Source organism: Streptomyces sp. NPDC059373 (genome assembly GCF_042751495.1).
Lineage (GTDB): Bacteria > Actinomycetota > Actinomycetes > Streptomycetales > Streptomycetaceae > Actinacidiphila.
In genome coordinates, this window is sequence record NZ_JBHYXC010000023.1 from 51,212 (window position 1) to 67,894 (window position 16,683).

Below are 16,683 nucleotides of genomic sequence, written 5' to 3' on the forward strand. Positions count from 1 at the left end.
AGCCGATCGGACGTTCCCTCGCCACGATACGACTCATCTGGCCGGTTTTCGACGTGCCTACGCCCCCGGCCGCCGCGACCGCCCCAGGGCCGCCGCCACGACCACGTACGGCACGGCCGCCAGCGCGAACAGCAGCCCGGGACCCGTCCACCGCGAGCCTGCGGCATACCCGGCGAAGATCAGCACCGCCACCACCTCCGTACCGAAACCGGCCATCGACGTCACCGTCGCCCGCGACCCGTCCGCGATCCGCTCCTGGAGGCGGGCGTCCGCCGCCACCGTCGCCCACTGGAACACCCCGAAGGCGACCGCCACCAGCACCATCCCCGCCGCCCGCCCGCTCATCGCCCCCACCGCCAGGCAGCCCGCCGCGACGGCCAGCGCCGGCGCCGCCGCCCGCCCCTGGCCCCGCCCGGCCAGGAAGCCGCCCACCGTGACCCCGGCGGTGACCAGCAGCACCAGCAGCGGTGCGACCGCCGGGCCGACCCCGGTCGACCGGGCGAGCAGCGGTACGTACTCGTCCATCGCGTCGAACCCCGACAGCGCCGCCACCAGCACCAGGCACCGCCGCGCCCCCGGCGAGCCACGCACCTCGGCGAACCCCTCCCGCAGCACCGCCACGAAACCCTGCTCCGGCATCTCCTCCCGCTGCCCCCGGGACTCCGGCAACGCCAACGCCACCGGCACCCCGAGCAGCGTGGCGGCCACACTGGCGATCCCCAGCGCCCGGTAACCGCCCGCGGCCAGCACGGGACCGGCCAGCGCGTCAGCCGCCAGCACCGCCGTCGTACCGACCGCCCGCGCACGGCCGATCAGCCGGGCGTACGAGGCCTGCGCCCGCGCCCGCGACAGCTCCTCGTACACCAGCGCCTGGAGCGTGCCCGAACGCAGCGCACTGCCCGCGCCCCACAGCACGAAACCGGCCGCGAAGGACGGATAGCAGGGCAGGAACGTCCACAGCGCGAAGCCGGCGGCGGACAGCAGGGGCGCGAGCGCCAGCAGCCGCCTGCGTGAGTACACATCCGCCCAGAGTCCCGACGGCACCTCCAGCACGAAGCCGGTGACCGACCAGATGGCGAAGAGCGAGGAGATCTCGGCGGCCGACAGCCCGGTCTCGGCGAAGAGCACCGCGTAGACCGGGTAGAACAGTACGAAGTCGTCGAAGAACGCGTAGGCGTAGAGCCGGCGCGCGAGCCGAGTCTGTGGTGCAGGTCCCTGCGGTGAAGGTCAATGTCGCCAGGTCATACCGGAAGCGTACGGCGCGGGCAGGGCCGTTGTCAGTCCCCTCCGGTAGCGTCGGTGTCAGTGAAAACTGGCGGTCGACAAGGCGGTCCCCGATGAGTGAGCTCACTGCGGAAAACCACGAGGTGGCAGGCGCCCCACCGGGTGTCGAGCGGCAGATGGAGCGGCATCGCGTCGAGCTGACCGCCTACTGCTACCGGATGCTGGGCTCGGCTTTCGAGGCCGAGGACGCGGTGCAGGAAACCCTGGTCCGGGCCTGGCGTGGCTACGACCGTTTCGAGGGCCGCGCCAGTCTGCGGTCGTGGCTGTACCGGATCGCCACCAACGTGTGCCTGGACATGGCCAAAAGCAGCCAGCGCCGGGCCCGCCCCATGGACCTCGCCTCGCCGTCGTCGGCCTCCTCGCCCCTGGACGCGGGGCTGCCCGAGGCCACCTGGATCGGCCCGGTCCCCGACTCCCGCGTCCTCGGCGAGGGGAGCGATCCGGCCGAGCAGGCCGTCGCCCGTGAGTCCGTACGGCTCGCCTTCGTCGCCGCGCTGCAGCGGCTCGCCCCCCGGCAGCGTGCGGTGCTCATCCTGCGCGAGGTGCTGGCCTGGCGGGCGAGTGAGGTCGCCGAGCTCCTCGACACCTCCGTCGCCTCCGTCAACAGCGCCCTCCAGCGGGCCCGCGCCACCCTCGCCGCCGATGGCGAGCCCGCCGCCACCGACCCGGCCCGCCCCATGGACGACGCCCAGCGGTCGCTCCTCGCCCGCTATGTCGACGCCTTCGAGCGGTACGACCTCGACGCCCTGACCGCTCTCCTCCACGAGGACGCCACCCTCTCCATGCCGCCCTACCGGCTGTGGCTGCGGGGCACCTCGGAGATACGGGCCTGGTTCCTCGGGACCGGCAGCGTCTGCCGCGGCTCGCGCCTGGTTCCGCTCACGGCCAACGGCACCCCCGCCTTCGGCCACTACCACGAGGGCGGCGTGCCCTGGGCGATCCAGGTCATCGACGTGTCAGACGGCCGGATCACCGGGATCAACTCGTTCCTCGACACCGAGCGCCTCTTCCCGCTCTTCGGGCTCCCCGACCGGCTCGATCCATAGCGGCAGGACCCCGTCGAGTCCCGTCAGCGCCAGCAGCTCCCGCAGCCGGTCGGACGCGCCGCGCAGCCGGATCCGGTACCCGAGCCGCCGCGCGGTGAGCTGCAGTCCGGCCAGTGCCTCGACGGCGCCGAGATCCGGTTCGGTGACAGCGGCCACGTCGCAGACCACCACGGCGGGGTGGTGGCCGCGCGGCACCGCGCGCAGGCGCGCGGCCAGCCGCGCCGCGTCGGCGGGCGCGAGCGTAGGACCGATGGCCAGTACAAGGGTGTCCACAACAAGAAGACGGCCCGGCCGGGCCGGACTCATCGGCGGCAGGCCGACGAGTCCGGCCCGGTGACCGCTCCGGGCCGGGAGTTGGGTACCTGTACGGATGGCGTCCGGCCCCGCGCGGACCGATCCTGACGTCTACGGGGTCTCGGATCCGGCCTGCCGCGCACCGAACGGGCCTGAGCCCCGGTCGCGCCGGTGCCGCCTACACGTCGAAGGTGACGGTGACGGGCGCGTGGTCCGACCAGCGTTCCGGGTGCGTGGCCGCCCGCTCCACGACCGCCGACTTCGCCCGCCGCGCCAGGCCCTCCGTGGCGACCAGCAGGTCGATCCGCCAGCCCGCGTCGTTGTCGAAGGCCCTGCCCCGGTACGACCACCACGAGTACGGTCCCGCGACGTCCGGGTGGAGCCGGCGCACCACGTCGACGTAACCCGTCTCGTCGTAGACCTGGGAGAGCCAGGCCCGCTCCTCGGGGAGGAAGCCGGCGTTCTTGGTGTTGGACTTCCAGTTCTTGAGGTCCGCCTCGCGGTGGGCGATGTTCCAGTCGCCGCACACGACCGCCTCTCGGCTGCCCGTGGCGGCCTGGTCACGAAGGTCGGCCAGGTAGGACTGGAACTCCTTCATGAACCTGAGCTTCTCCTCCTGCCGCTCCGTCCCGGCCTCGCCCGAGGGCAGATAGAGACTGGCGACCGTCACACCGGGCAGGTCGACCTCCACATACCGCCCCGACCCGTCGAACTCGTCCGAGCCGAAGCCGATCCGGACCCGCTCGAACTCCCGCCGGGAGTACACCGACACGCCCGCCCGGCCCTTCGCGGCCGCCGGGGCGTGCACCACATGCCAGCCTTCGGGCTCGCGTACCTCGGCCGGGAGCTGCCCGGGCTCGGCCCGCACCTCCTGCAGGCACACCACGTCGGCGGCGGTGGCCTCCAGCCAGGGGACGAAGCCCTTCTTGGCCGCGGCGCGCAGCCCGTTCACGTTCACGGTCGTCACGGTGAGCATGCCCGGGACGATACCCGGGGCGCAGCGGCGCCCCCGACCGCCCCCGACCAGGCCTACCTCGTATGTCCGTACGATATGACGGTGGAGATCCGAACGAAGCCCTACGACCACCCCGACGCGATCAAGCTCACCGAGCAGGTGCAGCTGGAGTACGTCGAGCGGTACGGCGGTCCTGACGCCACGCCCATGGACCCGGGCCATTTCGCCCGACCGCGCGGCGTGTTCCTGGTCGGCTACCTCGACGGGGACCCGGTCGCCACCGGTGGCTGGCGGGCACAGGACGCCTCTGCGGAGGGCTTCCGTGACGGCGACGCCGAGCTCAAGCGGATGTACGTGGTGCCGGGGGCGCGCGGCCGCGGCCTCGCCCGCCGTATCCTCGCCGACCTGGAGGCCGACGCCCTGGCGGCGGGCAGGGTGCGGATGGTCCTGGAGACCGGGGTCATGCAGCCCGAGGCGATCGCCCTCTACACCTCGTGCGGTTATGCACCGGTGACCAAGTTCGGCGTCTACCGCGACCATGCCGACAGCGTGTGCCTGGGCAAGTCCCTTGGTGCGCTTGACCGTAGTCTGGCCTCATGATGGTTGAGGACAGTCCGCTCGATCGGCTCGCGTCGGGCAAGTACCTGCTGGTCACGACCTTCCGCCGGGACGGCCGCGCGGTGCCGACCCCGGTGTGGGTGGTCCGCGACGGCGACAGCCTCGGCGTCTGGACGGTGGCCGGCTCCGGCAAGGTCAAGCGGATTCGCAACCGTGCCGACGTGCTGGTCAGCGCCTGCGACGTACGCGGCAATCCGTCGGGGGAGCAGCTCCCCGGCCGTGCGGAGATCCTCGACGCCGAGCAGACTCAGCACTATCGCGGGCTGCTCGCCGGCAAGTACGGCCTGTTCGGCCGGATCAGCCTGCTCGGCAGCCGGCTTCGGCGCGGCCGGAACGGCACGGTCGCCATACGGATCACCCTGACGTGAGCCGTCGCGTCCCCCGCCGGTCGGCCGCTTCGGCCGGAGCCCCTGCCTGCACCGTCAGTGTCTGCCGTGGCTGCTGCTGCGGTACGCCCAAGATCCCCGGCGTCGACCACGCGGGTCAGCTGGCCCGCCTCAAGCAGGCACTGGCCGCCGTCTCGCGGGTCCGGGCCACCGAGTGCCTCGACGTCTGCGAGCACGGCAACGTCATCGTCGTACAGCCGTCCCCCGAGGGGCGCGCGGCCGGTGGCCGCCCGGTCTGGCTCGGCCTGGTCAACGACCCGGACGCGATCGAGGACATCACCGCCTGGGTGCGCGCCGGCGGTCCCGGGCTGGCGGAACCGCCCGGCGTGCTCGACCTGTACTCCTTCACTCCCTCGCGGCGCGTCCGGGAGGCGCTGCCGGGAGGGGCGGGCGGCGCATAGCCTCAGCGCCCCATGGCAACAGGGGCCGAACAAGCAGCAAGGGCCGTACGGGCGGTCAGGCCCGTACGGCCCCTGCTGCTCGCTGAGTCCGGCCAGGACTCAGTCGACGCTGCGAAGGATGTGCGACTCGGACGGGTCGTCCTCGTAACCGGCGAGGCGAATCGGCGCGGACCGCGCCCAGACGTCCAGATTGCGCACATCCCGCGGAGGAGCGGGGCGATCGTCGGCTTCTGGCGGGAGCTGATCCTGCTCGGTCTTCTCTGGTGTCACCGCGAACTCCTTGTGTCGGGTGAACCGGGTCGCCCAGCGCGGCCGCTACCGGGGCGCCGAACGGCCCGGTGGGGCTGGAAAAGGGCGGTTCGGACGCGGTGGCGCCGGGGGCGGAACCGGGTGGGCGGCCATGGTCGCTGGCGCTTCCCGGGACGGGCCGAGGGTATCGGTGCTTCCCTGAGAGGCGTTCCGTCCTCACCCACACTAAGCCCGTTACGCTCCGGCCACCAACCGATTACCGATCAGCCGGTGCGCCGGGCACCCTGCTGCGCCGCTGCTCCGCCGCAGGCAAGCGCCGCCCAGACCGTCCGGCCGCCCGTGTCGGGTCCCGGATGCCGGACACCCCACTGTTGCGCCACATGGTTGACCAGGACCAGTCCGCGCCCGTTCTCCTCGCCGTCGCCGGCCTCGCGGACAGCGGGTCCGCAGCTGCCGTCGCCCTGATCGGTGACCTCGACGTGGAGCAGTCCCGCCCTGGCCCACAGAGCGCAGGTGACGTGATCGCTGCCGCTGTGCAGCACGGCGTTAGTGAACAGTTCGGTGACCACCAGACCCGCGTCGTCGCACAGCCGGGCCAGCCCCCAGCGGCTCAGCGTCGCGCGGACCTGTCGCCTGGCGGCGCCCACGCACTCGGCCTGCGCCGGCAACCGGAACACATCGCCCGTAAACCCCCGTGCTATCGGCAGCTCCATGGGACGGTTCCTGACATCGTCGAAGGGTGGGCACAGCCGTGTCACACAGGCCACTATGGCCACGACCCGGGACACATGGCAAGGGCATTCTGCAAATTACACATTTCTCTCTACAGGCTGCCTGCTGCACGTAGCGCATGGCAGACTGCTCGTATGCGAGAGGTGGGCCGTGCATGAGACACGGTCGGGCGGAGCCCCGACCGTCCTGCGCCTGATCCTCGGCAAGCGGCTCCAGCACCTGCGTGAGAAGGCCGGACTCTCCTACGAAGCGGCGGCCGGGGCCCTCGACGTCACCCACGCCACCGTCCGCCGCATGGAGAAGGCCGAGGTCAGCCTCAAGATCCCGTACGTGGAGAAGCTCCTGCTCCTCTACGGAGTCGAGCCCGACGAGGTCGGCGCCTTCCTCCTCCTCGCCCGCCAGGGCAACCGCCCCGGCTGGTGGCACCGCTACCGCGACGTGCTCCCCGCCTGGTTCAGCGCCTTCGTCAGCCTCGAGGGCGAAGCGAGCACCATCCGCGCCTACGAGCCGCACTACGTCCCCGGCCTGCTGCAGACCGAGGACTACGCGCGTACAGTCCTGCGCGCCGGCAGCCCCCACCTGTCCGCCCCCGACATCGAGCGCTCGGTCGCCCTCCGCCTGGAGCGGCAGACCCTGCTCACCCGCCCCGACGCACCCGTGCTCTGGGTGTGCGCCGACGAGACCGTGCTGCGCCGCCCCATCGGCGGCCCCGGCGTCATGCGCGCCCAGCTCGACCACCTCGTCGAAGCCTGCACCTGGCCCAACGTCCGGCTCCAGATCATGCCCTTCGCCGCCGGACCCCACCCGGCGATGTACGGGCCGTTCCACATCTTCCGGTTCCAGGTGAAGGAACTGCCCGACGTGGTCTTCACCGAGAGTCTGATCGGCGCCGCCTATCTGGACGACCGGAACGACGTGTCGGCCTTCCTCGAAGCGCTGGACCGGATGTGCGCGCAAGCCGCGCCGGTAGACCGCACCGCAGCCATCCTCGATGGCGTTCGCAAGGAGATCTGACAGTTCATGCACAACGGCGACCACATATACAACGGCATGCGTGCCGGCGACCTCGGCAACGAGGGCTGGCACAAGCCGTGGAGCGGTGGCGACGGAGGCTCCTGCGTGGAGGCCATGAAGCTGCACGACGGACGGATCGCCCTGCGCCAGTCCACCGACCCCGACGGGCCGGCTCTCATCTACACCAGCCACGAGATCACGATGTTCATCCAGGGCGCGAAGGCCGGCGAGGCCGACTTCCTGGTGTCCTGACCACCCCACCCCACGAGGGGAGCCCCATGGCCGAACATCTCGGACCACTGTACGAGCCCGGCGTGGCCCACATCCGCATCGCCGCCGCCGACGCGGCGACCGCCCACCGCATCGCCGACACCATCGCCTCGCGCTACCCCCGCACCCGCCCCGCGAGCGTACGGACCACCCCGGACGGGCTCGTCGAGTTCGACCTCTACACCGACACCCTGGACTTCGACTGACCGGTCAGCCCAGCCCCGCGAGCCCGGCCAGCCGCCGGTAGGAATCCGTCATCGCCGCCCGGTCGAAGGTGCTGGTCGACACCAGCACCTCATCCGCTCCGCTGCGCTCCACCAGCCCCGTCAGCGCCTTCGCCACCTCGCCCTCCGTCCCGTGGAGGTGGCCCCGCAGCGCCTCATCGAAGTACGTCCGCTCCCGGGGCGTCATGACAAGCGAGGCGATCTCGCCGGCCGGGATGAGCGGCGGGAACGTCCCGTGCGTCCGCGACCAGGCCGCCGCCCACGCCTCCGGGACCAGCAGCTCACGCGCCTGCTCGGTGGTCTCGGCGACCGCCACCGCCGCCGAGACCACCACGTACGGCTGCGCCGCCCACGCCGACGGCCGGAACCCCGCGCGGTAGCGGCCGATCGCCTCGAGCATCCGCTCCTCGCCGCGCACCGCCCCGATGACCAGCGGCAGCCCCTGCTCCGCCGCGACATCGGCCCCCGCCCCGGTGGCCAGTACGAAGGCGGGCACCCGCAGCCCGGTGGCGGGATACGCCCGCACCGTCCCGTCACCCATGAAATACCCGAGCAGTTCCGCCAGCATGGCCCCGAAGTCCTCCATGGCGTCCTTGTCGCGGCCCAGCGCCCGCCGCACCCCGTCGGTGAACCCCACCGACCGGCCCAGGCCCATGTCGATCCGGCCCGGGAACAGCGACTCCAGCACCCCGAACTGCTCGGCCACCACGATCGGCCGGTGGTTCGGCAGCATCACCCCGCCTGTCCCCACCCGGATCCGCGCAGTCGCCGCCGCCACGGCCGCCGCCAGCACCGTCGGCGCCGAACCCGCGACCCCCGGCACCCCGTGGTGCTCGGACACCCAGAACCGGTGGAAACCCAGCGCCTCCGCCTCCCGCGCGAATGACACCGTGTCCCGCAGCGCCTGCCCCGGATCCTGCCCCCGGCGGATCCGCGAGCGGTCCAGTACCGAGAACCTGACGTGCGGCGATGTCGAAGTCACCTCTGCTGCAACGCCCGCCACGCCGTGGGATTCCCGGCCGGCCCGGCCCCAGCCCCTACTGTGGTGCCGTGCGCCTGCTGCTGATCTCCGACACCCATCTGCCCAAGCGCGCCAAGGCACTGCCCGCCGAGCTCCTCGACCGGCTCCCGCTCGCCGACGCCGTCATCCACGCGGGCGACTGGGTCGACGAAGCCACCCTCGACCTCCTGGAAGCACGCGCCAATCGCCTGATCGCGGTGTACGGCAACAACGACGGCCCCGGCCTGCGCGCCCGCCTGCCCGAGATGGCCCGGGCCGAACTGGGGGGCCTGCGCTTCGGGGTCGTCCACGAGACCGGACCGGCCGAGGGACGCGAGCGGCGCTGCGCGGAACGCTATCCCGACCTGGACGTGCTGGTGTTCGGGCACAGCCACATCCCCTGGGACTCCGCCGCCCCCGGCCTGCGGCTGCTCAACCCCGGCTCGCCCACCGACCGCAGGCGGCAGCCGCACTGCACGTACATGACCGCCGAGGTGACGGCGGGCACGCTCACCGACGTCCGGCTGCACCGCCTGCCGCCGCGTCCCGCGCTGTGAGGCGAAGCCGGACCTCCAGCTCCTGGTCTCCGGACACCGAGCTGCGCTCGTCGACGCCGAAGGACTGCGCCAGTGCGGTCTCGACCTCGTGGACATGGTGCGGGTCGCCGGACAGATCCGCGGTGACAGGTGCGCGGAGTCCCACGGGCCCCGCCCCAGAACCATGGGTTTGGGCGTCGACGTCCAGCGCCCAGACGGTCGGGTGAGCCGATCCCGAGGCGGCGGCGGGTGTACGGGCCGCCTCGGTGGGTCCGTGGTCGGCCTTCGTCTCGGGGAAAACACGCTCCAGGGCGCCGAAAACGGCGTCTGCGTCCTTGCGGTCCTGGGCCGAGAGCAGGACATCGACATGGGTGTGGGGGTGCGGCGTGCTCATCAGCATGGCTCCTTGGAGGGAAGACTGACGCGACTCCGGCAGTCCCGACGATAGGACGTCCGGAGAGCGGGCGCATTGCGGCGCTGCGCCGGACGCCTTCCCCCGTTCAGCCCCCGTAACCGATCTCCTCCGCCACCGGGTCCCGGCCCGGCTCCCCGAACCGCCAACGCGTCATCGACTCGGTGAAGGCTCCCTCGAACCAGCTGTGCCCGGTGACCGGCGTGACGGCGAAGACACGGGAGTCCCGGACCGTGATCGACACCGGCTCGCCCGTGCGCGGCATCACGTACTTCGCGGCGTACGCGGCGTCCACCTCCGCCGGCACCTCGCCCGCCGGGACATCCTCGGCCCGGCCGCGCAGCGACACCAGGTCCGAGGCGCTCTCCAGATGGACCGCGACCCTCGGGTCGGCAGCGAGGTCCCGGGCCTTCAGAGTCTGCGGGGCGGTGCTGAACCACAGCCGGCCGTCCACCCACACCCCCCACACCGGCATGGCGTGCGGGCCGCCGGCTGCCGACGCGGTGCAGATCCAGTAGGAGCGCGCCGGCTCCAGGCGCTTGCGTACTTCCGCCCAGGCGATCGGAATGCGTTCGCTCATGCCGCTCAGTCTCCCCCTGGGGGTGCCGTGCGGCGAGGCACCGCGCGGCTTACATCCGGCGCCACTTCTCGTGCACGGTGACCTCACGGATGCGCCATCCGGCGTCCGTGCGCAGCAAGCTGAAGGTGTAGGTGCCGCCACTGATGAAATTCGGAGCCGAGGTGTCCTGCGGACCCTCCGGCGGGGTCCCGGCCAGGCGCATCGGATTGACGTAGTCGGCGCGGACGTGGGCGTCTCCCGGGTCGTCGACCGTCACCCGCCGGTTGACGATCAGGTGCTGGCGCACCGGGAAGAGCCGCATCATCTCGGCCAGCCACGCGGCCACCTCGCCCGCGCCGGCGGCGATGCCTCCCGAGGAGCGGTAGTCGGCCCGCCCGTCAGGGGTGAACAAGGCCTGGTAGGCGGCCCAGTCGCCGTCGTCGACGGCCACCGCGTAGCCCGTTATCACCTCGTCGACGGCCAGCCGGTCCAGCACAGCCGAGAGTTCCGCGCGCTGCGTCATCGGCCCAGTGTTCGGCACCGGACGCCACCCGCCAAGGGGTCGCGCAGCCGGAAGTCACCCCGCCTGCTCCTGCGGCAGCGGGATACGCAGGCTCAGTGCGCCGCGAAGGTCCAGCCAGGCGGACTGCGGCCCGCGCACCAGCCGCAGGACCACCTCGTCGCAGCCGGGGCACCGCGCCACCCAGCCGGGCGCGTGGGTGTACACCCGCAGTGCCGCGACCGGGCCGGTCAGTCCGCACGACGCGCAGCGGCCGTCGGCGGCTGTCACGTCGACCGCGAAGATCTCCAGCAGCGGCCCGGCCAGAGCGTTGCCGTCGACGTACTGCGCCGTGTCCTGTGGGCTGTCCTGTGGGGTCATGTCAGCCTCCTGTGGGGCCGAAGCGTTCGGTCCTGATGCGGCGCGGGTCGTGGCCGAGGCCGACCAGCAGGTCCGCCGCCGCCTCCACGAAGCCGGTCGGCCCGCAGACGAAGCAGGCGGGACCGGCCTGTGGTCCGTGGCCGTCGGGGTCGAGGTCGGCGGCCGTGAGCCGGCCCGGCGGGCGGGGCCAGTCCGGGGGCGCCGTACGGGTGTACACGTAGTCGACGCCCACCCCCGCGTCCGCGGCCGGGGGCCGGCGCAGCTCGCCCGCGTAGTAGAGCTCGGCAGGTCCGCGCAGCGAGTACACGAGGCGGAACGGGGTGCCGGCGGCCGCGGCGCGGCGGGCCCGGACCATGGCCATCAGCGGGACGATGCCCGAGCCGCCGGCGACCAGCAGCACCGGGTCCGGGTCGGCCGGACGCCACACGAACCAGCCGCCGACCGGGCCGCGGATCTCCAGCGGGTCGCCGGGGGACAGGACGTCGGTCAGATAGGGGGAGACCTCGCCGTCGGGCACCCGCTGCACGGTGAGTTCGAGACGGTCGCCGTCCGGGGGCGCGGCCAGGGAGTAGCTGCGCTGGGTGCTGTAGCCGTCGGGCGCGGTGAGCCGGACGTCGGCGTGCTGGCCCGCCAGGTGCCCCGGCCAGCCCGGCACGTCCAGGACGAGGGTGCGCGCGGCGGCCGTCTCGGCGCGGCTCTCGACGAGGGTGGCCACCCGCCAGGCCAGGCGACCGGTCAATCGCCCTGATACCGCTGCTCGCGCCACGGGTCTCCGTAGTCGTGGTAGCCGGCGCTCTCCCAGAATCCCGGCTCGTCCTGCTCGGTGAGCTGGATGCCACGCACCCACTTCGCCGACTTCCACAGGTACAGGTGCGGGACCAGGAGCCGGGCCGGGCCGCCGTGTTCGGGCGTCAGGTCGTCGCCGTCGTAGCGGTAGACGATCCACGCCCTGCCGTCGAGCAGGTCCTCCAGCGGCAGATTGGTGGTGTACCCGCCGTAGGAGTGCACCAGCGCGAAGTCGGCCGCCGTCTCGACGTCTTCGAACAGCACGTCGAGCGACACGCCCTGCCAGTCGGTGCCGAGCTTGGACCACTTGGTGACGCAGTGCAGATCCACCGTCGGCTGCTCGCTGGGCAGCGCCATCAGCTCCTGCCAGGACCACTGGTGCCGCTGCCCGGACTCGGTGGCGATGACGAACGCCCAGTCCTGCTGAGCGATCCGCGGCGTGGGCCCGGCCGACAGCACGGGGAAGTCCTCCACCAGATACTGCCCCGGCGGCAGCTTCACGCCCGCCGCGCGGGACCGTCCGTGAAAGCCAGGCGAGACGATTCCCATGGGCCGCTCCTCCCGTGCCGGCGTTGCCGATCGGACTTCCCACCCTACGCAGTGGATGCCGCCGCCGCGCCCGGGCCGGAGTAGCCTGCGTGGTGTCCGTACGCGGGGGACACGGAGGCCGGTATGACCGATGCCGTACGTGCCGTGAAGGCGTCCGGAGGCCTGACGATGTCGCAGGCCGGCGGCCGCTGGGTGCTGGCCGCCGTCGTCCTCGGATCCGGGATGACCTTCCTGGACGGCACCGTCGTCAATGTCGCCCTCCCCACGATCGGCCGGGACCTGGGCGCGTCGCTGGCCGGTCTGCAGTGGACCGTCAACGCGTACACCCTGTCGCTGGCCGCTCTGATCCTGCTGGGCGGTTCCCTGGGGGACCGGTACGGCCGCCGCAAGGTGTTCATGACCGGGGCGGTGTGGTTCGCGGCGGCCTCGCTGCTGTGCGGGCTCGCCCCCGACATCGGGACGCTGATCGCCGCGCGGACGTTGCAGGGCGTCGGCGGGGCGCTGCTCACGCCGGGGTCGCTGGCCCTCATCCAGGCGTCCTTCGCCGCGCAGGACCGCGCCCGGGCGATCGGCGTGTGGTCCGGGCTCGGCGGGATCGCGGGCGCGCTGGGGCCGCTGCTCGGCGGCTGGCTGGTGGACTCGGCCGGCTGGCGCTGGGTCTTCCTGATCAACCTTCCGCTGGCGGCCACGGTCGTCGCCATCGCGGGCCGGCATGTGCCCGAGAGCCGGGACGAAACGGCGACCGGTCGCTTCGACTGGCAGGGCGCCACACTCGGAGCCGCCGGGCTGGCCGGGGTGACGTACGCCCTGATCGAGGCAGGCGGCAGCTCCGCGGGCATCGCCGTCACCGTGCTCTCCGGCGTCCTGGGCGCCATCTGCCTGGCCGGTTTCGTCCTGGTGGAGCGGCGCAGCCACCACCCGATGCTGCCGCCTGGGCTGTTCGCCTCCAGGCAGTTCACCGCTGCCAATGTGGTGACCTTCGCGGTCTACGCCGCGCTGGGCGGGGTGTTCTTCTTCCTCGTGCTGGAGCTGCAGACCGAGGCCGGGTTCTCCGCGCTCGCCTCCGGCACCGCCCTGCTGCCGATCACCGTCATCATGCTCCTGCTGTCCGAGCGCTCCGGCCGCCTGGCCGTCCGCATCGGCCCCCGGATCCCGATGACGGTGGGCCCGGCCATCTGCGCCGTGGGGCTGCTGCTGATGACCCGGATCGGTGCCGGTGCGTCGTACGTGGCCGACGTACTGCCCGCCGTGTGCGTCTTCGGGCTGGGCCTGGCCACCACCGTCGCCCCGCTCACCGCGACCGTCCTGGCCTCCGCCGACGACCGGCACGCCGGGGCCGCCTCGGGCGTCAACAACGCCGTGGCCCGGGCGGCCGGCCTGCTGGCGGTGGCCGCGCTGCCGCTGCTGGTGGGGCTGTCGGGCAACGACTACGAGCATCCGGCGGCCTTCGGCACCGGCTTCCGTACGGCCGTGATGATCTGCGCGGGCCTACTGGTGGCGGGCTCCGTCCTGGCCTGGTTCACCATCCGCTCCGACGCCCTGCGCGAGGCACCCGCCGAAGCCGCGCCCGGCGACGAACCGCCGGCCAGGCCCGAGCCGCCGTGCCGCCACCACTGCGCGATCGGGGCCCCGCCGCTGCAGTGCGGGGCCCGCGAACCGCGCTGACCGGCCGCCGTTACGGCACCACCACGATCTTCCGGCCCTGCCCGGACCGGAACTGCTCCAGCGCCTGCGGGTACTCCGCCAGCGGCAGCCGGTGGCTGATGAACACCTCCGGGTCCAGCACACCGCTGGCGAACAGGGCGGCGGCCCGCTCATAGCTGTGGAGCACCGCCATCGAGCCGGTGATGGTGATCTCCTGGTTGTAGATCTTGTACGGCTCGATGGTGGCGGTCGTGGCGTAGTCGGCGACCCCGAACTGCAGGAAGGTCCCGGCCTTGGCGACCCGGCCCAGGCCGTCCTGGATGGCGGCGGGGTTGCCGGTGGCGTCGATGACCACGTCCCAGCCGCGCGGCTGCTCCAGCTCCGCCGCCGTGGCGGCCGACCGTGTGCAGCCCAGTGCGCCGGCGGTCGCCAGCCGCTCCGGGTTGACGTCGACGACGTCGACACTCGCGGCCCCGGTGCGCTTGGCGAGCTCCAGCATCATCAGGCCCATCGTCCCGGAGCCGTAGATCAGTACCTCCGCGCCCATCCGGGCGTTGAGGACGTCGTATCCGCGCACCGCGCACGACAGCGGCTCGATCAGCGCGGCGTTCTGCACGCTCACGTGCTCGGGCAGCCGTACGCAGTTGGCCACCGGCGCGACCGCGTACTCGGCGGCGCCGCCCGCGACCGTGACGCCGATCGCACCCCAGCGGTCGCACAGGTTGCCGCGACCGATCCGGCAGTAGCGGCACTCGTGGCAGTACAGGGAGGGGTCGACGGCCACCTTGTCGCCCACGGCCAGTTCGGTGACCTCGGTGCCGATCCCGACGACCTCGCCGGCGAACTCGTGCCCGGGCACGATCGGCAGGGTGGGCGCGAACTCGCCCTGCAGGATGTGCAGATCGGTGCCGCACAGCCCGCACGCGGACACGTTGACGACCACCTGGCGCGGTCCGGGCGTCGGGTCCGGGACCGTGACGACGGAGACCTTGCCGGGGGCTTCGATCAGTGCGGCCCTCATTTGACGGCTCCTAGAGACAGGCCCTGGACCAGCTTGTCCTGGGCGGCGAAGCCGGCGGCGAGCACCGGCAGGGAGATGACGACCGACGCGGCGCACACCTGGGCCAGGAACAGGCCCTGGCTGGTGATGAAACCGGTCAGGAACACCGGCGCGGTCTGCGCGGTCACCGAGGTGAGGACCCGGGCGAAGAGCATCTCGTTCCAGCTGAAGATGAAACAGATCAGTGCGGTGGCGGCGATCCCGGGCCCGGCGATGGGGCCCACCACCCGGGCCAGGATCGTCGGAAGGCGGGCCCCGTCGATCTGGGCGGCCTCGATGATCGACACGGGCACGTCGGAGAGGAACGACTGCATCATCCACACGGCGATCGGCAGGTTCATCGACGTGTAGAGGATGACGAGCAGCCAGATGTTGTCGAGCATGCCGGCGTTCTTGGCGAACAGGTAGATCGGCAGCAGCCCGGCCACGACCGGCAGCATCTTGGTGGACAGGAAGAAGAACAGCACGTCCGTCCACTTCTTGACCGGCCGGATCGACAGCGCGTACGCGGCCGGTGTGGCGAGCACCAACACCAGCAGCGTCGACACGATCGACGCCGTCGCGGAGTTGATCAGCGCCGGCCACGGACTGGCCCCGCCGCCGGCCCCGAAGAAGTTCCGGTAGGCGTCCAGGGTGAGCGAGGCCGCCAGGGACGGCGGGTTGGTGGCGGCGTCGGTCTCGGAGTGCAGGGAGGTGAGCACCATCCACAGCACGGGCAGGACGAAGACGATGCCGACCAGCCAGGCCAGCAGCCCCAGCGCGGCACCCTTGCGCCGGGCCCGGCGTGCGGCCGGCGGGAGGGCGACTACGGCGGTGGAGGTCATGAGCGGGACGCCTCCTCACGGAAGAGGGAGGAGACCACGCGCAGGGCGAAGGTCGCGATCGCGATCGAGCCGATCACGACCAGCACCCCGGCGGCGGAGGCCTGCCCGTACTCGTGGGCCTGGTAGAAGGTCTGGTAGATCGTGTACGGGAGGTTGGCGGTGCCGAGCCCGCCGGAGGTGATGGTGAACACCGCGTCGAAGTTCTGCACGATGTAGATCGAGCCCAGCAGGACGCCCAGCTCCAGGTAGCGGCGCAGATGCGGCAGCGTCATGTACCGGAAGATCTGCCAGTTGCTCGCCCCGTCGAGCCGGGCCGCCTCGATCATGTCCATGGACCGGCTCTGCAGCCCGGCCAGCAGGATCAGCATCATGAACGGCGTCCACTGCCACACCAGCGCGGTCTCCACCGCGATCTTGGGCATCGAGGAGATCCAGTCCGGCTGTGGGGGAGAGGTGTCGCCGAAGAGCTTGGCCACCCAGGTGATCGCGCCGTTGAACAGCCCGTACTCGGGGTTGTAGAGCACGTGTTTCCACAGCAGGGCCGCCGCCACCGGCACCAGCAGGAACGGGGCGATGAGCATGGTGCGCACCACGCCCCGGCCGGGGAAGGTGCGGTCCAGCAGCAGTGCCAGCAGCAGGCCGAGGATGACGCTGGCGATGACCACGGCGGCGGTCAGCACCGCGGTGGTGATGACCGAGTCGCGCAGGGCGGGATCGGTGGCGACCGCGCTGTAGTTGGACACGCCGGTGAAGTGCCGGTCGTTGGGATACAGGGCGTTCCAGTCGAAGAACGAGATCACCAGTGTGGCCACGAAGGGCAGCTGGGTGACAGCGATCATGAACACCAGGGCGGGCAGCAGCGGGGCACGCCTGGCCCAGGCCCGCGGGCCGCGGGTCTTGAACCGGGGCGTGGCAGTCCGTGGAGTCGGTCCGGTGCGGGCTGCGGGCACCGTCATCGGC

23 protein-coding genes and 1 pseudogene are annotated in these 16,683 nt (G+C 72.2%); 9 read left to right on the forward strand and 15 right to left on the reverse strand.

Features of this window, described 5'->3' with window-relative positions; all coding sequences use genetic code 11:
• Positions 1 to 57: 57 nt before the first annotated feature.
• Positions 58 to 1,155: pseudogene (locus ACFXJ5_RS26695) on the reverse strand (MFS transporter); the annotation flags it as partial.
• Positions 1,156 to 1,337: 182 nt separating this feature from the next.
• Between ACFXJ5_RS26695 and ACFXJ5_RS26700 the strand changes: the two are divergent.
• Positions 1,338 to 2,330, forward strand: coding sequence for a sigma-70 family RNA polymerase sigma factor (locus tag ACFXJ5_RS26700; protein ID WP_384636019.1), 993 nt, complete (start codon positions 1,338 to 1,340; stop codon positions 2,328 to 2,330).
• On the opposite strand, the gene ACFXJ5_RS26705 is transcribed toward ACFXJ5_RS26700, so the two are convergent.
• Positions 2,241 to 2,603, reverse strand: a complete 363-nt coding sequence (locus ACFXJ5_RS26705) for an STAS domain-containing protein (RefSeq protein WP_384636022.1) — start codon at positions 2,601 to 2,603, stop codon at positions 2,241 to 2,243. The genes ACFXJ5_RS26700 and ACFXJ5_RS26705 overlap by 90 nt on opposite strands.
• A 199-nt stretch (positions 2,604 to 2,802) precedes the next feature.
• Complete coding sequence (locus ACFXJ5_RS26710; protein WP_384636025.1) at positions 2,803 to 3,600, reverse strand: exodeoxyribonuclease III; 798 nt, start codon at positions 3,598 to 3,600, stop codon at positions 2,803 to 2,805.
• A gap of 81 nt (positions 3,601 to 3,681) precedes the next feature.
• Here ACFXJ5_RS26710 and ACFXJ5_RS26715 point away from each other — a divergent pair, with 81 nt between their 5' ends.
• From ACFXJ5_RS26715 to ACFXJ5_RS26725, 3 genes are read left to right on the forward strand one after another with little or no spacing between them, the layout of a single operon-like run.
• Positions 3,682 to 4,179 (forward strand): GNAT family N-acetyltransferase, encoded by a 498-nt coding sequence (locus ACFXJ5_RS26715; protein ID WP_384636028.1) that lies wholly within the window; start codon positions 3,682 to 3,684, stop codon positions 4,177 to 4,179.
• On the forward strand, positions 4,179 to 4,565 hold the full coding sequence (locus ACFXJ5_RS26720; protein WP_384636238.1) for a PPOX class F420-dependent oxidoreductase: 387 nt from the start codon (positions 4,179 to 4,181) through the stop codon (positions 4,563 to 4,565). The genes ACFXJ5_RS26715 and ACFXJ5_RS26720 overlap by 1 nt, the downstream gene beginning before the upstream one ends.
• Entirely contained in the window at positions 4,562 to 4,984 is a 423-nt protein-coding gene (locus ACFXJ5_RS26725) for a (2Fe-2S) ferredoxin domain-containing protein (RefSeq protein WP_384636031.1), read from the forward strand. The genes ACFXJ5_RS26720 and ACFXJ5_RS26725 overlap by 4 nt, the downstream gene beginning before the upstream one ends.
• A gap of 99 nt (positions 4,985 to 5,083) precedes the next feature.
• On the opposite strand, the gene ACFXJ5_RS26730 is transcribed toward ACFXJ5_RS26725, so the two are convergent.
• On the reverse strand, positions 5,084 to 5,254 hold the full coding sequence (locus ACFXJ5_RS26730) for a hypothetical protein (RefSeq protein WP_384636035.1): 171 nt from the start codon (positions 5,252 to 5,254) through the stop codon (positions 5,084 to 5,086).
• 242 nt (positions 5,255 to 5,496) lie between these two features.
• Positions 5,497 to 5,946, reverse strand: a complete 450-nt coding sequence (locus tag ACFXJ5_RS26735) for an ATP-binding protein (RefSeq protein ID WP_384636037.1) — start codon at positions 5,944 to 5,946, stop codon at positions 5,497 to 5,499.
• A 169-nt stretch (positions 5,947 to 6,115) separates the two neighbouring features.
• On the opposite strand from ACFXJ5_RS26735, the gene ACFXJ5_RS26740 reads away from it, so the two are divergent.
• The 3 genes from ACFXJ5_RS26740 to ACFXJ5_RS26750 are packed head-to-tail and all read left to right on the forward strand — an operon-like array spanning position 6,116 to position 7,455.
• Positions 6,116 to 6,979 carry a helix-turn-helix domain-containing protein gene (locus ACFXJ5_RS26740; RefSeq protein ID WP_384636040.1) on the forward strand — a complete coding sequence of 288 codons (864 nt, stop codon included), beginning with the start codon at positions 6,116 to 6,118 and terminating at the stop codon, positions 6,977 to 6,979.
• Positions 6,980 to 6,985: 6 nt separating this feature from the next.
• On the forward strand, positions 6,986 to 7,231 hold the full coding sequence (locus ACFXJ5_RS26745; RefSeq protein WP_384636044.1) for a DUF397 domain-containing protein: 246 nt from the start codon (positions 6,986 to 6,988) through the stop codon (positions 7,229 to 7,231).
• A gap of 26 nt (positions 7,232 to 7,257) precedes the next feature.
• Positions 7,258 to 7,455, forward strand: coding sequence for a hypothetical protein (locus ACFXJ5_RS26750; RefSeq protein ID WP_384636047.1), 198 nt, complete (start codon positions 7,258 to 7,260; stop codon positions 7,453 to 7,455).
• A gap of 4 nt (positions 7,456 to 7,459) precedes the next feature.
• On the opposite strand, the gene ACFXJ5_RS26755 is transcribed toward ACFXJ5_RS26750, so the two are convergent.
• The gene (locus ACFXJ5_RS26755; RefSeq protein ID WP_384636050.1) at positions 7,460 to 8,455 is read right to left on the reverse strand and encodes an MsnO8 family LLM class oxidoreductase; all 996 of its coding nucleotides are present in this window, start codon (positions 8,453 to 8,455) and stop codon (positions 7,460 to 7,462) included.
• 68 nt (positions 8,456 to 8,523) lie between these two features.
• On the opposite strand from ACFXJ5_RS26755, the gene ACFXJ5_RS26760 reads away from it, so the two are divergent.
• Positions 8,524 to 9,030 (forward strand): metallophosphoesterase family protein, encoded by a 507-nt coding sequence (locus ACFXJ5_RS26760; protein ID WP_384636053.1) that lies wholly within the window; start codon positions 8,524 to 8,526, stop codon positions 9,028 to 9,030.
• Here ACFXJ5_RS26760 and ACFXJ5_RS26765 read toward each other — a convergent pair.
• The 6 genes from ACFXJ5_RS26765 to ACFXJ5_RS26790 form a co-directional block, all read right to left on the reverse strand.
• Positions 8,984 to 9,403, reverse strand: a complete 420-nt coding sequence (locus tag ACFXJ5_RS26765; RefSeq protein WP_384636056.1) for a hypothetical protein — start codon at positions 9,401 to 9,403, stop codon at positions 8,984 to 8,986. The two genes, ACFXJ5_RS26760 and ACFXJ5_RS26765, sit on opposite strands and share 47 nt — an antisense overlap.
• Before the next feature lie 106 nt (positions 9,404 to 9,509).
• Positions 9,510 to 10,001, reverse strand: a complete 492-nt coding sequence (locus ACFXJ5_RS26770) for a pyridoxamine 5'-phosphate oxidase family protein (protein ID WP_384636061.1) — start codon at positions 9,999 to 10,001, stop codon at positions 9,510 to 9,512.
• Between the two features lie 49 nt (positions 10,002 to 10,050).
• Positions 10,051 to 10,503 carry a nuclear transport factor 2 family protein gene (locus ACFXJ5_RS26775; protein WP_384636064.1) on the reverse strand — a complete coding sequence of 151 codons (453 nt, stop codon included), beginning with the start codon at positions 10,501 to 10,503 and terminating at the stop codon, positions 10,051 to 10,053.
• 54 nt (positions 10,504 to 10,557) lie between these two features.
• Positions 10,558 to 10,860 (reverse strand): DUF6510 family protein, encoded by a 303-nt coding sequence (locus tag ACFXJ5_RS26780; protein ID WP_384636067.1) that lies wholly within the window; start codon positions 10,858 to 10,860, stop codon positions 10,558 to 10,560.
• A gap of 1 nt (position 10,861) precedes the next feature.
• Complete coding sequence (locus tag ACFXJ5_RS26785) at positions 10,862 to 11,626, reverse strand: ferredoxin reductase (protein WP_384636070.1); 765 nt, start codon at positions 11,624 to 11,626, stop codon at positions 10,862 to 10,864.
• A complete protein-coding gene (locus tag ACFXJ5_RS26790; protein WP_384636073.1) occupies positions 11,596 to 12,195 on the reverse strand; it encodes a sulfite oxidase-like oxidoreductase in 600 nt (199 codons plus the stop codon). Before ACFXJ5_RS26790 ends, ACFXJ5_RS26785 begins: the two co-directional genes overlap by 31 nt.
• Before the next feature lie 123 nt (positions 12,196 to 12,318).
• Here ACFXJ5_RS26790 and ACFXJ5_RS26795 point away from each other — a divergent pair, with 123 nt between their 5' ends.
• Positions 12,319 to 13,860: an MFS transporter gene (locus tag ACFXJ5_RS26795; protein WP_384636076.1), complete on the forward strand. Its 1,542-nt coding sequence runs from the start codon at positions 12,319 to 12,321 to the stop codon at positions 13,858 to 13,860.
• A 10-nt stretch (positions 13,861 to 13,870) separates the two neighbouring features.
• Here ACFXJ5_RS26795 and ACFXJ5_RS26800 read toward each other — a convergent pair whose 3' ends face one another.
• From ACFXJ5_RS26800 to ACFXJ5_RS26810, 3 genes are read right to left on the reverse strand one after another with little or no spacing between them, the layout of a single operon-like run.
• Complete coding sequence (locus ACFXJ5_RS26800) at positions 13,871 to 14,860, reverse strand: zinc-dependent alcohol dehydrogenase family protein (protein WP_384636079.1); 990 nt, start codon at positions 14,858 to 14,860, stop codon at positions 13,871 to 13,873.
• Positions 14,857 to 15,723, reverse strand: a complete 867-nt coding sequence (locus tag ACFXJ5_RS26805) for a carbohydrate ABC transporter permease (protein WP_384636082.1) — start codon at positions 15,721 to 15,723, stop codon at positions 14,857 to 14,859. The genes ACFXJ5_RS26800 and ACFXJ5_RS26805 overlap by 4 nt, the downstream gene beginning before the upstream one ends.
• Positions 15,720 to 16,679, reverse strand: a complete 960-nt coding sequence (locus ACFXJ5_RS26810) for a carbohydrate ABC transporter permease (protein WP_384636085.1) — start codon at positions 16,677 to 16,679, stop codon at positions 15,720 to 15,722. The genes ACFXJ5_RS26805 and ACFXJ5_RS26810 overlap by 4 nt, the downstream gene beginning before the upstream one ends.
• Positions 16,680 to 16,683 lie beyond the last annotated feature (4 nt).

Coding starts and splice junctions, on each gene's coding strand:
- ACFXJ5_RS26770 (WP_384636061.1), bottom strand. CDS start 10,001: ATGAGCGAACGCATTCCGATCGCCTGGGCGGAAGTACGCAAGCGCCTG.
- ACFXJ5_RS26805 (WP_384636082.1), bottom strand. CDS start 15,723: ATGACCTCCACCGCCGTAGTCGCCCTCCCGCCGGCCGCACGCCGGGCC.
- ACFXJ5_RS26710 (WP_384636025.1), bottom strand. CDS start 3,600: ATGCTCACCGTGACGACCGTGAACGTGAACGGGCTGCGCGCCGCGGCC.
- ACFXJ5_RS26810 (WP_384636085.1), bottom strand. CDS start 16,679: ATGACGGTGCCCGCAGCCCGCACCGGACCGACTCCACGGACTGCCACG.
- ACFXJ5_RS26800 (WP_384636079.1), bottom strand. CDS start 14,860: ATGAGGGCCGCACTGATCGAAGCCCCCGGCAAGGTCTCCGTCGTCACG.
- ACFXJ5_RS26700 (WP_384636019.1), top strand. CDS start 1,338: ATGAGTGAGCTCACTGCGGAAAACCACGAGGTGGCAGGCGCCCCACCG.
- ACFXJ5_RS26795 (WP_384636076.1), top strand. CDS start 12,319: ATGACCGATGCCGTACGTGCCGTGAAGGCGTCCGGAGGCCTGACGATG.
- ACFXJ5_RS26780 (WP_384636067.1), bottom strand. CDS start 10,860: ATGACCCCACAGGACAGCCCACAGGACACGGCGCAGTACGTCGACGGC.
- ACFXJ5_RS26765 (WP_384636056.1), bottom strand. CDS start 9,403: ATGAGCACGCCGCACCCCCACACCCATGTCGATGTCCTGCTCTCGGCC.
- ACFXJ5_RS26735 (WP_384636037.1), bottom strand. CDS start 5,946: ATGGAGCTGCCGATAGCACGGGGGTTTACGGGCGATGTGTTCCGGTTG.
- ACFXJ5_RS26750 (WP_384636047.1), top strand. CDS start 7,258: ATGGCCGAACATCTCGGACCACTGTACGAGCCCGGCGTGGCCCACATC.
- ACFXJ5_RS26790 (WP_384636073.1), bottom strand. CDS start 12,195: ATGGGAATCGTCTCGCCTGGCTTTCACGGACGGTCCCGCGCGGCGGGC.
- ACFXJ5_RS26775 (WP_384636064.1), bottom strand. CDS start 10,503: ATGACGCAGCGCGCGGAACTCTCGGCTGTGCTGGACCGGCTGGCCGTC.
- ACFXJ5_RS26745 (WP_384636044.1), top strand. CDS start 6,986: ATGCACAACGGCGACCACATATACAACGGCATGCGTGCCGGCGACCTC.
- ACFXJ5_RS26720 (WP_384636238.1), top strand. CDS start 4,179: ATGGTTGAGGACAGTCCGCTCGATCGGCTCGCGTCGGGCAAGTACCTG.